The following is a 14,754-nucleotide window of genomic DNA, read 5'->3' on the forward strand; positions in this document are numbered from 1 at the left end:
TCAGAGTATGCGCTTGGTGTGTTTGGTGCGTGCTATAAGTTTGCTATACTCATGAACCTGGCTATACAGGCATTTCGCTATGCAGCAGAACCATTCTTCTTTTCTAACGCATCCGATAAAAATTCACCTCAGCTTTTTGCCCGAGTTAATCATTACTTCATAATTGTTTGTTGTTTCCTGCTGCTGTGCGTGAGCATCAACCTGGATATACTCAAACTTTTTTTAAAGCGTGAAGCCTACTGGCAAGGGCTTGATATCGTGCCTGTACTTTTGCTCGGATACCTGTTTCTCGGTGTATACTATAATCTTTCTGCGTGGTTCAAGCTTACCGATAAAACGTATTACGGCACCGTTATCACCATCAGCGGAGCTGTGCTCACGATTGTTGCCAACTATATTCTTATTCCCATAGCTGGGTATATGGGCTCAAGCTGGGCAACGTTTATATGTTACTTCTGGATGATGGCTGTGTGCTATATACTCGGACAGAAATACTATCCGATCCCCTACCGGGTTACAGCAGGATTGGCATACATTTTTATTACAACCGCTATCGTTTACATAGTACAAGCTATAACAATAGAAAATCAATGGATCGCCACCAGTTTTCATGCACTCGTTATTGTGTTATATATCTTAACAGTTTTTTTACTCGAAAGAAAATCATTCAAACAAGTCTTGCACTGATTTTTGATTATTTTGCCACGCGAATATTGGCGAATCAGTTTTCTGCCGGTAAACTTTAACCAATCAACCTCTCTATGAATATCATTATACCCATGGCGGGCCTAGGTAAACGGTTACGTCCGCATACCCTTACGGTTCCCAAGCCATTACTACCGATAGCAGGTAAACCCATCGTTCACCGTTTGGTTGAAGATATAGCGAAAGTATGTCCTGAGAAAATAGATACTATCGGGTTCATCATTCACCCGAGCTTTGGTAAAGAAGTAGAAGAAAGTTTGAAAGCTATAGCCAAAGAAGTAGGTGCTGTTGGCAAAATATACTATCAGGAAACTGCCCTCGGTATATCGCATGCATTGCTCTTTGCAAAAGAATTGTTCACCGGAAAAATCATTGTCGCTTTTGCTGATACGTTATTCAAAGCAGAGTTCAAACTTGACACAACGAAAGATGGCATAATCTGGGTACAGCGTGTAGAAGATCCTTCTCAATTCGGGGTGGTAAAACTCAACGACAAGAATGAGATTACTGATCTAGTAGAAAAACCCTCTTCATTTGTATCAGACCTGGCTATTATCGGTATATATTTCTTTAAAGATGGAGAAGCACTTGCCATAGAAATGCAACACCTTATTGATAACGACATCAAAGAAAAAGGCGAGTATCAATTTACTTCAGCATTGCAGGGACTGAACCGAAAAGGCGCCAAGCTTATGACGGGTGAAGTAACGGAATGGCTTGACTGTGGCAATAAAAATGTAACCGTACAAACCAACGCCCGATACCTGGAATTTATTAAAGATCAGAAACTTGTATCTGACAAAGCTAAGATTGTAAACGCTGTGATTATTCCGCCCTGTTATATCGGAGCAGGTGTTGTTATTGAAAATTCGGTTATAGGTCCACATGTTTCCGTTGGTGAAAATTCGCGTATTACTGATAGCCGGATAACCAACTCCATCATCCAGAAAGACGCTGTTGTCTCCCGGGCGATACTTGATAATAGCATGTTAGGGAATTTCGCTATTTTTGAAGGCTCATCGCTTGATCTAAGCGTAGGCGACTTCAATACAATAGCGTGATATCAACTAGAACCAATATTGTCGTTTATACCGGGCTGATCGTGATGTTGCTGGCATCATTCCCCAGTTATAGTCAGCGAAAAAAGAAGCCACAAGACGAAGCCCAGGCATCGGGTATCAAGCTACGCGAAGCTGAATTTTACTTTACAGAGGGCGAAAAATTTTTCATCCTGGAAGATTACGCCAAAGCACTGCTATACTACCAGCGCACACTGGAGATTACACCTGAAAATGCAACTGTACATTATAAAATAGCCGAGGTACTCTCCCGCAGCAGTAAACAGGAAGACTTGCAGAAAGCTGCTTATAGCATTGAAAATGCTTTGAGGTTCGAAAAACAGAACAAATACTTTTACCTGCTGGCAGCAAACATATATAGCGGCCTTACCCGATTCGATAAAGCTGCTGAAACATACGAAGCACTTCTTCGAGAAGTGAAAGGCAGCGAAGAATATCTATACGAACTGGCCGCTATCTATCAATATGCCAGTAAACCAGACGAAGCCATTAAAGTTTATAACCGCGCTGAAAGTATACTCGGCATCAACGAAATCTCCTCTATTCAGAAACAGCGTTTATACCTGGAGCAGGGTAAAACAAAGGAAGCTATAGCCGAGGGAGAAAAACTTATCAATGCTTTTCCGGATGAAGAGCGCTACATCATGGGCTTTGCCGAAGTGCTTTCTCAAAAAGGCTTACGGGTTGAAGCAATCAAATACCTGGAGAAATTCGTGCAGCAAAATACAGAAGCCAGCAATGCAAAAATGTTATTGGCCGGACTCTATCGCGAAAATAATCAGGAAGAAAAAAGCAGGCCCCTGTTATTGAATTTATTTGACGACCCTACTGTTGAGCTCACCAGTAAATTGATCATGCTGGGCACCTACAACACCGAACTCGGACAACAGAAGGCGCGAAATATACACGATGCAGAATCAGAAGCATTCATATTTACTCTTTTCCAAAAGCTCGAAAAAAATTATAGCGAAGATCCGCGGGTACATATCGTAGGTGGAGACTTATATCTCTCTACCGGCAAGAACCGCGAAGCACAGAAAGAATATACCCGGGCCATCGAACTCGGTAATGTGAATTTTGAAGTGTGGGAGAACCTGCTATACCTGGAAACACAATCCGACCAATGGGACAATGTGATCAAGCACGCTGACCAGGCACTTGAAATTTTCCCGAACCAGGGAATGATCCACTACTTCAATGGCTATGCACAACTACGCAAGCGTAACTATGCCGAAGCAATTGTTTCGCTGGATCAGGCTAAACGTTTGTCGTCTTCTAACCCCACAATAGTCAGCGAGATCAATGGTATGTTAGGCGATGCCTATAATGCCAACAAGGATTACGAAAAATCTGACAAGGCCTATGATGAAGCACTGGCATTCAATCAGGAGAACAATACTGTATTAAATAATTATAGTTATTACCTCGCCCTGCGCAAAACCAATCTCGAAAAGGCAGAACGTATGGCATCGTTGTTGATCAAAAACAATCCCGATAATCCAACATTTCTCGATACATATGCTTGGGTTTTATACATGCGCGAGAAATACAAAGATGCACGTAAGGCAATTGAACGAGCCATTAGCACCGGCAAGGCAACGGCTACACACTTTGAACATTATGGCGATATTCTTTTTAAGTTAGGCGATGTAAATGGAGCCGTGCAACAATGGGAGAAAGCCCGTGGATTAAATGCCAACAGTGAAATCTTAAACAAGAAAATTGCGAACCGGAAGATCTATGAATAAACGTCTTTATTTTTTGCTCATCTGCTTATCCATTCTGGCGATGGCGTGCAGCAAAAAAATTACTTCTCCACTGATTACGAATGTACCTGTCAATAAACCTTCTCTCTCCATTGAAGAAATAGATTTCGAATATTTTCAGGGCAAAGCGCGCATGGTACTGCGTGATGCTAACAAAGAACGCGAAGTAAAAGCCAACATCCGCATACGAAAAGACAGTGTTATCTGGATGGTGTTCTCTGTGCTGGGCGTGCAGGGTGGCAAAGCGTTGATCAACAAAGATTCTATCACTATACTCAGCAATGTGGATAAAGAATTTTATGTATTTGAATATCCTGAACTCTCCAAGCGATATAATTTCCCGATCGACTATAATGTTATTCAGGATGCCATGCTGGGCAACTTAATTACCGAACGGCAGGAGTCTGATAGTATAGCACAAGAGCCTTCGGTATTTTTACTCAAACAACATTCGGGCTCTGTAGACGTTACCAATTTTATAAATGCTGCCAGCAGAAAAATAGAAAAGGTAGAGATGAAGCAGTCGAACACCAACAATACACTGACGCTCAACTACTCTAACTTTCAACCGGTGGGCGATAAAGTATTTCCGTATAACGGTACCATCAACCTGTTTTACCAGGCAGTAAGTGGCTTACTGAATACAACTATTATCTTTGAGTACAACAAAGCCGAAGTGAGTGATAAAAGACTCAAGTTTCCGTTCGACATTCCCAAACGCTATGAGCGCAGGTAAATATACCTTCGTATTTTTTTTACTCACGGTTTGTTTGTTTCCGGCCGTAGCGCAAAAATCAAAAAGTCAGGTTCAGAAAGAGCAACTCCAAAAAGAGAAGCAACAGAGTCTGGAAAAGATCAAGGAAACGGAAAAGATACTTTCTGAAACTTCTACCAAAAAGAAAAACTCTGTTGGTGAATTGAATGCCGTGAAGCAACGCATTCGCGAGCAGGAACAACTCATCACTTCTATAAAAGGAGAAGTGTCCATTCTCGATTCGGAGATCGGAGAAAACAACGACATCATTCGTGCATTGGAAGAAGACCTTCGGAAATTGAAGAAGGAATATGCTTCCATGCTCTTTGCAGCACAGAAGGCAAACAACAGCACTACACGCTTAACATTTCTTTTCTCTGCAGAATCGTTTGATCAGTTGATCATGCGCCTGCGCTATATGGAGCAATATTCTGAAACGCGTAAGCTGCAGGCCGATCAGATTTTAAAAGTTGCCGAGGCATTGGGAGGACAAGTGCGTGAGATTGAAGTACGCAGAACACAAAAGAACACACTGCTTACCGAAGAAGAAAAAGAAAATGAAAGTCTGGATGGCCTTCGTAAAAAACAAAACTCCATTGTAAAGTCGTTGGAGAAAGAAGAGAAAAAACTCAAGAAAGATCTGGAGGCATCCAAGAAAGCAGTGGCCGAACTTGATAAGTTGATTGAAGACATTATTCGTGAAGAAGCAGAACGTGCAGCACGCTCTTCTAAAAAAACAACGGAGGCGGTAGTGGCCCTGTCATCATCGTTCGAACAGAACAAGAATAAATTTCCGTGGCCTGTATCTTCCGGATTTGTGTCACAAAAATTTGGAAGACAAAATCACCCGGTATTAAAAGGTATAATTATTAACAATAACGGAGTAAACATTCAGACAAAAGAAGATGAAAAAGTAAAATGCATCTTCGATGGAGAAGTCAGTCGCATCGCGTTCATCCAAACCATGGGCAACACGGTTATCATCAAGCATGGCGATTACCTGACGGTATATGCAGGTTTGAAAGAAGTCTTTGTAAGATCAGGACAAAAAGTTTCTACCAACCAGGAGATCGGCAAAGTTTTCTCCAATACCGATGGTGTATCCGAGTTACGATTCCAGATATTCAAGAACACCACAGCACTTGATCCGCAGAATTGGCTCAAGAATATGTAAGCTCTCGTTTTAAAAAAGTCAAGGGTTTGCTTGATTGTCATAGCAGGAGAATGTAATTTTTCATAAAGCATTCTGCGTTGTAACAGAATGCCCCATGTTTGCTAAATCCCTCCCCGATATGAGCAAATTAACGTTGATGCAAGAACCGTTCGTCCATATATTGTTGGATACCACCACCAATCTGATCATTGCAAAATGGAACGGCTTCTTAAAAGGTGAAGACGTCCGCAAAGGTTGCTCGCTATTGATGGACTATATACTTGATAAGAATCTGAAAATTCACATGAGCGATCATCGCCAGCTCAAGATACTTTCAAAGGAAGTTCAAAGTTATCTGGTAAACGAATGGTTTCCGCAGGCAGAGCAGGCAGGCTTGCAAAAAATAGGAGCCATTGTTGCCGACGATGTATTTGCAGCAGCAACTGTAAACAAAGTAAACAGTGAAGCACATGTAGGCGCATTGCGAATCAACATGTTCAACTCAGAAACAGAGTGCGAAAAGTGGTTATTGCAATCCGGCCGGTAGAGCTACCGTTGTAAACACACTCAACAGATTCAGAAAAATAAAAAGAGACTTGCCGGGACACTAATCATAATCACCCGTAAGAAATCAGTAATGTGCTTTTTACTTTCACTTTATAGCAATTCACCTTTTGTGATAACACACAAGCAAAACACTTCTGCATAAACTGCCGATAACACTTAAAATTCTCCCGGTTAATCAATTAAATCTCTATTAGATTTCAGCCCTACAGCATGGTTAGCTGGTCGAAAAACTATAAAACAGGCACAAATGAGGCTAACCATTTACAAATCACCATTTTTACGCTTAAATCTCACTTAAACCACTCGCACTGCCTCGTTTGATCGTACCATTTTTTGCCCTACTTTTGTCATTCGACTAAATTATAAAGCCATGAACGCTACATTATTGTTTCTCAGTGGGGTTGGTTTCCAGGAAATTCTTCTCATTGGTCTTTTCGTGCTTGTATTCTTCGGAGCCAAGAAAATACCTGAATTCATGAAAGGTCTTGGTAAAGGCGTGAAAGAATTTAAAGACGCTGTAAAAGACGTTAAGAAAGAAGTTGAGGACGCTGGCTCTGCCGGTAAAATTGAAGACGGTAAATAGTGTTGAAAACATACGCTACATTTCGCGAAATCCAGCACGATCTGCAGCACGGCACCATTACCTGTCAGCAGCTTGTACAACATCACCTCGACAACATCAGGAAGAAAGCACATCTCAACGCATTTTTAAGTGTGTTTGAGAAAGAAGCGCTTGATCGTGCTGCGGTTGTCGACAAAAAAATCAAGGAAGGTAAAGCAGGAAAATTAGCCGGCCTTGTGGTCGGACTGAAAGATGTACTTGCCTACCAGGATCATCCTCTGCAGGCCAGCAGCCGTGTGCTCGATGGTTTCATTTCACAATTCAATGCTACCGCTGTTCAGCGTTTGCTTGATGAAGATGCTATCATTATCGGCCGCCAGAACTGCGATGAGTTTGCCATGGGATCTTCCAATGAAAACTCCGCATTCGGCCCTGTGTTGAACGATGCCGACAACACCCGTGTACCGGGAGGTTCGTCCGGAGGTTCTGCAGTGGCAGTGCAGGCAGATATGTGCCAGATATCGCTTGGTTCAGACACCGGAGGTTCGGTGCGCCAACCGGCAGCTTTTTGTGGATTGGTAGGATTGAAGCCTACCTATTCGCGCATCTCTCGCTTTGGATTGATCGCCTACGGCTCATCGTTCGACTGTATCGGAATTTTTGGTAAATCGGTAGAAGATGTAGCACTTGTATTGGAGATCATTGCCGGAGCTGATGAAGCTGACAGCACCGTATCTCGCAAGCCGGTTCCTTCATATACATCGGCACTTACACAAAGCAATGGCAAGCCTTATAAGGTAGCGTATATCCGGGAGATCGATTCCTCTGAAGGATTACAACCCGAGATACGCGATGCTATAAAAACAAAACTGGAACAGATCAAAGCTGCTGGTCATTCAGTAGATGTGATAGACTTCCCGTTACAGGAGTATGTGTTGCCAACATACTATATTTTGGCAACGGCAGAAGCCAGCTCAAATCTGTCGCGCTACGATGGCGTTCGCTACGGTTATCGCAGCAAGAATGTAACAGACCTGAGCTCGCTCTATAAGAAAAGCCGTTCAGAAGGATTTGGCAAAGAAGTACAACGCCGTATTCTTCTTGGGACATTCGTACTCAGTGCGAGTTACTATGATGCTTACTATACAAAAGCACAAAAGGTAAGACGCATTATCCGGGAAAAGACAAAAGAGATTTTCAAGCAATACGATTTTATTGTGATGCCCATTACACCAACTACAGCGTTCAAGTTAGGTGAGCACACAGATAATCCGCTTGAAATGTACTTGGCAGATTTATTTTCCGTTCAGGCTAATGTAGCGGGCGTGCCTGCTATAGCTGTGCCCTGCGGACAGGATAACCAGGGATTGCCCATCGGACTGCAACTTGTTGCGGATGACTTTGAAGAATCAAAACTTTTACATTTTTCAAACGCATTACTAACCATGAACTGACATGAGAAGAACATTTCTCTTTGCAGCTTTCATCACTTTTTCAACTTTATCGTATGGTCAGGTTGCTCAAATACAGCCCGACTCAGTAGTGGTGGATTCTCTCGAAATAGCAACAGCAGAAGAAGAAATGCTGTATAAAGAAGACACAGCAGATTTTATCTACTATGCGCTTCCTACTGAACTCGAATATATACCTGGCGATGATGATCCGGCTATCATTCAGGATCGTCTGGCCTGTATCGAGAAGAACATTCCGCTACACTATAATGATCGAATCCATGCTTTCATTAATTACTTTACGGTAAAAGACCGTGAGTATACCAAGATGATCATGCGCAGGAAGAATTTGTACTTCCCGATCTTTGAAAAATACCTGGCTAAATATGGCTTGCCCGATGAGTTGAAATATCTCTCCATCATCGAATCAGGCCTTAACCCGCGCGCAATATCCAGAGCACGCGCAGTGGGTCTGTGGCAGTTCATGTCGGCTACCGGTAAATATTATGGTCTGCACAATGACTGGTTCATTGACGAACGTATGGATCCGGAGAAATCAACCGAGTCTGCTTGTCGCTATCTGCGCGACCTGCACAATATGTTCAATGATTGGGAACTTGCTCTTGCTGCCTATAATACCGGCCCGGGCAATGTAAAGCGCGCTATCCGCAAGTCAGGTTATAAGCGTTCTTTCTGGGAAATATACTCTCACCTGCCACGCGAAACCCGCTCGTATGTTCCACAGTTTGTAGCCATTACATATGCTATGAATTACCTGGACGAGCATAACTTTTACGATGAAGGCGAAGAGATGCTGGTAACATCAGATACTATACATGTAAAGAACTACCTGCACTTCGAAACATTTGCCGGTCTTACCAATGCGTGTCTCGAAGATCTGCAACGCCTCAATCCTTCTATTCAGCATAACGCATTGCCACAAACCAGCAAGCTATATACCTTGTATGTTCCGAAGGAATCAAAAGAAATACTGCTGTTAAATCGCGCTTCCATCCTTGATTCTGCTTCTAAAATCGGCAAGAACGAGTTAATGGCACTTGCCAAGAACAGTGAAGGCAGCACTTACGGCCGCGACCGCATTGTATATAAAGTACGCAATGGCGATGTGCTCGGATCTATAGCGATGCGTCATGGTGTGCGTGTAAATGATCTGAAGAAATGGAACAACCTGAGAGGTAATACCATTCGTATAGGTCAGCGCCTCAACATCTGGCAACGCGGAAGCCGTTCGTCTTCAACTGCAGTAATGGCATCAGCTCAAACATCATCTCCGGTACCAGTGCCTGATTCAAAAACATATACTGTACAACCTGGCGATACCCTGTGGCATATATCACGCAAGTTCGAAGGCCTGACCGTTGAAAAGATCAAAACCATGAACAACCTGGGCAACACTAAACTTCAGCCCGGACAGAAGTTGATCATCGGTATATAATCAGAAGTGATAGGCTGAAAGCGTAAAGTTTAAAGCTCAAAGTATAAAACAAAAAAGCTCAGCAGGTTGCTGAGCTTTTTTTGTTTTATACTTACGGTGCCAGGTATATACTCTTAATATCTACTTACGACATTTATCATTATTTTTTTCTGCGTTAATCTGCTCCCGATAGCTTCGGGGACGCGGGAGATTTTTTTTAGAAGCGTGCATTGCGCCACAGATCTATCACTTCATACCAGGTTTGCGTAAATTTCTTATCGCGGATCATTACATAATTATCCGGATCGAATAAGGTTGGTGACTTCACAAAGTCAAAAGATACTTTAAAGCCGCTGTTCTTATAATTCCACGTTTCGCGATCAGCAAATTTATATACCTCATCCGGCAAGCCGAATACGATATAGATCATACCACGGTCCGTCTTCCAGCCTTCCTTATACGAAGTAAAAAACTGGTTTGCCAACTCCACCCTCCTGAAATATGTGCGCATAAATTGCTTGGCCCGCTCCGTATCTCCGGTAATACTCAGAATAACTTTATCAAAAGCCTTCTTGTCACCCTTCGCTTGTTTCAGTCGGTCGTATTCCTGGCGGGTACATACATAAATAAATGGATCCGCCAGACTTTCCAGCTTGGTGAGTCGCGGGTAATCATGTTGCACACGAAAGGCAAACCCTTCTGAAGAAGTTGTATCGTGCTGCACTAAATATAGGCCCTGGTTAACAAACGATATATCCTGGTCTGGCTGTATCACGAATGTTGAATCAACCTTCAGAATAGGGGCGACTTTCCCTAATGCTTCCGAGAAAGCCGGGTTCGCTGCCGGAAATGTATCACGATAATGCGATACTATAAGCGGGGTACTGCCACCCTGCACACGATACGGTTTATCGCCTTTTATATAGGGCACCAGTACTATACCTCCATCCGCTGTTAACCATCCGTTAACCGGATATTTAGGATCTAGTACACGGTAATAAAGCCATGCCTGCTTGGCGGAGACACTTACTACTTTCGCTACAAGTAACTGAACCGATGCTGATATTGGCACGCGAAGATTACCTTCTCTGTTGGGAGAAGGAGTGCTGATCGTCACGCCATCTTTATCGCTCAATCCTGTGCGTGTAGACCATTCAATGGTAAGTTCGGAAACCAGTGTATCGCGAAGCTGCACTTTGTAAAAAACATCCCAGGTATCAGCCTTGCGCACCAGCCGGATGTCCAGCGTAACAGGCTGCGAAGGATCGTAGAGATAACTATAATTAAGATCGCGAAGGGTCTGCGCGTAGGATACTGACCCCAGAAAAACAAACAGTAATACAAATCGCTTCATTGGATGAAAATAATATAAAAGTACGAGGAACGAAGAAGGAAGTTTCTAATTCAATAGCCTCTTCAATTCTGTTAAACACCGGTTGTACCTCGCAAATACGTCCTTATCTTTGCGGCCGATATGGCTAAAGTATACACAACCGAAATTACCAGCGAGCAGATAGCTTCCGATAATCCTATCCACCAACGCTTATTCAAAGCGTATGTTGTAGCCAAAGACTATATCCAGGGTGATGTGCTCGAAGTAGGTTGCGGTGAAGGCCGCGGTATTGCCACCATGCTGCCGCTCTCCAAAAGCTTTACAGCCGTAGACAAGATCAAACCCGTTATTGACGAACTCCGTCAAACACATCCCTCCGGAAAATTCATCAGCATGAATATACCTCCGCTCTCCGGACTGGAGGATAACACATACGACAGCGTGGTAAGTTTCCAGGTGATTGAACACATTGAAAATGATTTTCTTTTTCTGAAAGAGATACACCGCGTGTTAAAGCCAGGAGGTATAGCCTTGATCACCACGCCTAATCGCAAGATGTCGCTTACACGCAACCCCTGGCATATACGCGAGTATCTTCCGCAGGAATTGAAATCACTCGCAGAGAAAATATTCGGTCATGCCGAGATGAAAGGCATTACCGGCAACCCTAAGGTAATGGCATACTACGAGCAGAATAAAAAATCAGTAGAGCGCATCACACGTTTTGATATACTCAAGCTGCAATATCGTTTGCCGGCTTCCGTACTGCGTCTCCCCTACGAGATACTGAATCGCTGGAACCGTAACAAACTTCAGTCATCCGACAACAAACTCGTTACCGATATACATCACGAAGACTATATCGTGGTGGACGATGCAACGGACGCGCTGGATCTTTTGCTTATCGTTCGGAAGTAGTTAACGGTTATCCGTTATTAGTATATCCGTTAACCGTGTGAGTGCAGTAAGATGTTCCCACCCTATTGACGATAAAGAAAATATACTCTTCATCAGAAGCAACAATACAGGCACGAAATAAATAGTCTTTCTTCTCCCTGCATGTTAGTATTTCCACTGATACCACGATTAACTATACACGAATCACGATTAACCTGTAACGAATAACGAAACACTCCCGCGCCTTTTAATCTCCATTCTTTTCCTTTACTTTCAGCAAATAAAAAAATCTCCGAATCAGTCCGATCAAATCAAATATCGCAGAAGATGAGTTGGTAAAGCGGTTGCAGGCTAAAGACCGTTCAGCGTTAGCGTATTTGTACGATCACTATGCCGGTGCACTTTACGGAGTTATATTCCGTATACTGAAAAAAGAAGCTATAGCCGAAGAAGTGCTGCAGGATGTATTTCTTAAAATATGGGATCGCTTTGATCAGTATGATCCTTCCAAAGGCAAGTTATTTACCTGGCTGTTGAATATTGCGCGCAACCAGGCAATCGATAAAACGCGTTCTCGTGAAATAAGCCAAGAGCGGAAAACCAGCGACATAGAAAATGTCGTAAGTAGAATTGAAAACGAGGACTACATTGAACAACGCATAGAAGGTATTGGTGTGAAGGACATTCTGAAAGACCTTCCGGAGGAGCAGAGATTTGTGGTGGAGTATTTATACCTGAAAGGATATACCCAATCGGAACTGGCTGAAGAATTTAATATTCCGTTAGGAACGGTGAAGACACGTCTTCGCCTGGCGATGCAACAACTACGAACGACCTTGAACGTAACGTGAACATACGCGAATACATATCGTCTGGTATCCTGGAAGCTTATGCGCTGGGAGAGCTCTCTGAAAAGGAACGCAGTGAGGTGGAGAACAACCTTGCCCGCTATCCTGAACTAAGAGAAGAGCTGGCCCTGATCGAAGAAGCACAGGAAAAACTTTTGATGCAGGCCGCTATCAAACCGCGAGATCTTGTCAGAGAAAAAATCTTTGCTGCCGTGGATCAACAAAAACCGGAAGCAAAAGTAATCGCGCTTTCTCCTCCGAACAACACGATAAGTCTCTGGAAATTTACTGCGGCTGCTTCCATTACCATAGCGTTGATCACGTCTTACCTGGCCTATACCTATCACGATAAATGGAAAGCCACGCAAAGCGACCTTACCAATCTGATCGCTCAAAGCCAGCGTGTAGCCCAGGAGTATAACCAGGTGAATCAGCGGTTAAACAAGATCGAAGAAGACCTCAGGGTAATAGACAACCCTGCCTTTACACGCATTATCATGAATGGCACACCCAATGCACCGGGTGCTACGGCATATGTATACTGGAACGAAAACACCCGGGAAGTATACCTCAGCGTACAGAATATGAAAACGCTCGCACAGGAAAATCAATACCAGCTCTGGGCCATAGTAGATGGTAAACCTGTCGATGCTGGTGTATTTGATGGCGGCATTGCCGGAGGCTTGCTCAAAATGAAAGACATCGGCACAGGAGCCGCCACCTTCGCAGTGACCATCGAGCCTCGCGGTGGCAAACCTTCTCCCACCCTGGAAACCATGCAGGTAGCCGGCAACGTGGTGAAAGGCTGATCAAAAAAAAATAAAAAATTTTCTTTACCCGGTGAGATCCGGAATATCCTGCCGTTTCGTAGGTAGAGCAAGTTCAAGCTGCTTATGAAAACGCTATTGCCACTGTACTCATACTATGAACGTGCCCAGATCGTATTGCTGCTGTTGCTTTTAAGCACCTTCATGGCGATCTGCATAAAATAACAGCATCGGTAAAGTCCCTCTCAAGACCCTCTCTATTTTTTCCTTCCACTCGACCGACATCTGTACGCGCTTCCGGTTGCCATTAACCGGCAAACGGAAGCGCTTAAAAATTCACGCTCAGATTTGATAAATTTGTTTCCGGACAAATCTTATCAATGAATCCATGAGAGTATCATTTCTGGCAGTAGCGTTGCTTTTCGTTACCACTTTTTCATTTGCTCAAAAAACTGACTCCCTATTGCAGGTGCAATGGGAAGCCGCCCTGAAAAAACTGAAGGCGGGCGATCACAACGATGCCGCGGTGCAGTTTACCCAACTCATCAACTCTAATTTTACCAACAAAGAAGTATTTGTTAAGCGCGGAGTGGCTTACTATAATTTGAAAGAGTACGACAAAGCCAAAGCTGATCTTGATGAAGCTGTAAAGGCACGCATCAACACAGCTGAGCTCTTTGAATTTAGAGGCAATGCCCGCTATAATTTGAACGACTACCAGGGCGCAATAACGGATCTTGAAAAAGCCACGAGCATGGGTGCCAATAGTTTCGATACCTATGTAAACCTGGGCAACGGAAAATTCCGCATGGAAAATTATCGCGAAGCGATTACCAGCTACGACAAAGCGATAGCTTCCGGAAAAGCAGATGCTATACTATATAACAATCGCGGCAAGGCTAAATTTATACTGAAAGATTATAAAGGCTCAATTCCCGATTTCGACAAGGCATTGGAGCTTCGTGCCGGTTACGACAAGGCTATAGAGAATCGCGCGGAGGCACGCTATATGGTGCAAGACTGGAAAGGAAGTATAGCTGACTTCGAGAAACTGATTGCGAGCGGTCGTGCCGATAACGAAATATACCAGAAGATAGGAACCGCTAATTATACCTTGCAGAACTATAAAGGTGCTGCTGATGCACTCGACAAGATTGTGCAAAAGGGTGTAAAAGATAAAGACGTTTTTAAAATGCTGGGATTGAGCATGGCAGCTACCGGTAATTGCACAGAAGCTGCCAAAAGTTTATCCGCAGCCGTATCGATGGGCGCAACAGATAAAGATGTATTTGTTCAACTCGGCACATGCCAGTATAAAAACAAAGAATATGCTGGTGCTATAGAATCCCTGAGCCGCGCGATCAATGCCGGAGCTACTGCAAAGGAAATATACCTCTATAAAGGAAATGCCGAGTATGCACAAAAGGATTACGACAA

14 protein-coding genes are annotated in these 14,754 nt (G+C 43.5%); 13 read left to right on the top strand and 1 reads right to left on the bottom strand.

What is annotated here, in order from left to right; genetic code table 11:
- The 9 genes from VIN08_RS05520 to VIN08_RS05560 all read left to right on the top strand — a co-directional run.
- Positions 1-687, top strand: a 687-nt coding sequence (locus VIN08_RS05520; RefSeq protein WP_331961431.1) for a lipopolysaccharide biosynthesis protein, incomplete at its 5' end; no start/stop codon positions are given.
- A 74-nt stretch (positions 688-761) separates the two neighbouring features.
- Positions 762-1,766 carry a sugar phosphate nucleotidyltransferase gene (locus VIN08_RS05525; RefSeq protein ID WP_331961434.1) on the top strand — a complete coding sequence of 335 codons (1,005 nt, stop codon included), beginning with the start codon at positions 762-764 and terminating at the stop codon, positions 1,764-1,766.
- A complete protein-coding gene (locus tag VIN08_RS05530) occupies positions 1,763-3,532 on the top strand; it encodes a tetratricopeptide repeat protein (protein ID WP_331961437.1) in 1,770 nt (589 codons plus the stop codon). The genes VIN08_RS05525 and VIN08_RS05530 overlap by 4 nt, the downstream gene beginning before the upstream one ends.
- Entirely contained in the window at positions 3,525-4,286 is a 762-nt protein-coding gene (locus VIN08_RS05535) for a DUF4292 domain-containing protein (RefSeq protein ID WP_331961440.1), read from the top strand. The genes VIN08_RS05530 and VIN08_RS05535 overlap by 8 nt, the downstream gene beginning before the upstream one ends.
- On the top strand, positions 4,273-5,478 hold the full coding sequence (locus tag VIN08_RS05540) for a murein hydrolase activator EnvC family protein (RefSeq protein ID WP_331961443.1): 1,206 nt from the start codon (positions 4,273-4,275) through the stop codon (positions 5,476-5,478). Before VIN08_RS05535 ends, VIN08_RS05540 begins: the two co-directional genes overlap by 14 nt.
- A gap of 118 nt (positions 5,479-5,596) precedes the next feature.
- A complete protein-coding gene (locus tag VIN08_RS05545; RefSeq protein WP_331961446.1) occupies positions 5,597-6,004 on the top strand; it encodes a hypothetical protein in 408 nt (135 codons plus the stop codon).
- A gap of 390 nt (positions 6,005-6,394) precedes the next feature.
- Positions 6,395-6,607, top strand: a complete 213-nt coding sequence (locus VIN08_RS05550; RefSeq protein WP_331961449.1) for a twin-arginine translocase TatA/TatE family subunit — start codon at positions 6,395-6,397, stop codon at positions 6,605-6,607.
- A gap of 2 nt (positions 6,608-6,609) precedes the next feature.
- A complete protein-coding gene (gene gatA / locus VIN08_RS05555; RefSeq protein WP_331961452.1) occupies positions 6,610-8,040 on the top strand; it encodes an Asp-tRNA(Asn)/Glu-tRNA(Gln) amidotransferase subunit GatA in 1,431 nt (476 codons plus the stop codon).
- Position 8,041: 1 nt separating this feature from the next.
- A complete protein-coding gene (locus VIN08_RS05560; RefSeq protein ID WP_331961455.1) occupies positions 8,042-9,493 on the top strand; it encodes a lytic transglycosylase domain-containing protein in 1,452 nt (483 codons plus the stop codon).
- 196 nt (positions 9,494-9,689) lie between these two features.
- Here VIN08_RS05560 and VIN08_RS05565 read toward each other — a convergent pair whose 3' ends face one another.
- The gene (locus VIN08_RS05565; protein WP_331961458.1) at positions 9,690-10,826 is read right to left on the bottom strand and encodes a GWxTD domain-containing protein; all 1,137 of its coding nucleotides are present in this window, start codon (positions 10,824-10,826) and stop codon (positions 9,690-9,692) included.
- A gap of 120 nt (positions 10,827-10,946) precedes the next feature.
- Here VIN08_RS05565 and VIN08_RS05570 point away from each other — a divergent pair, with 120 nt between their 5' ends.
- The 4 genes from VIN08_RS05570 to VIN08_RS05585 all read left to right on the top strand — a co-directional run.
- Positions 10,947-11,723 (top strand): class I SAM-dependent methyltransferase, encoded by a 777-nt coding sequence (locus VIN08_RS05570; protein ID WP_331961461.1) that lies wholly within the window; start codon positions 10,947-10,949, stop codon positions 11,721-11,723.
- A 311-nt stretch (positions 11,724-12,034) separates the two neighbouring features.
- Complete coding sequence (locus VIN08_RS05575) at positions 12,035-12,553, top strand: RNA polymerase sigma factor (protein ID WP_331961465.1); 519 nt, start codon at positions 12,035-12,037, stop codon at positions 12,551-12,553.
- Positions 12,550-13,359 carry an anti-sigma factor gene (locus VIN08_RS05580; protein WP_331961468.1) on the top strand — a complete coding sequence of 270 codons (810 nt, stop codon included), beginning with the start codon at positions 12,550-12,552 and terminating at the stop codon, positions 13,357-13,359. The genes VIN08_RS05575 and VIN08_RS05580 overlap by 4 nt, the downstream gene beginning before the upstream one ends.
- 346 nt (positions 13,360-13,705) lie before the next feature.
- The coding region (locus VIN08_RS05585) for a tetratricopeptide repeat protein (protein ID WP_331961471.1) at positions 13,706-14,754 on the top strand (1,049 nt) is incomplete at its 3' end.

Source organism: Ohtaekwangia sp. (assembly GCF_036568665.1).
GTDB lineage: Bacteria > Bacteroidota > Bacteroidia > Cytophagales > Cyclobacteriaceae > Ohtaekwangia.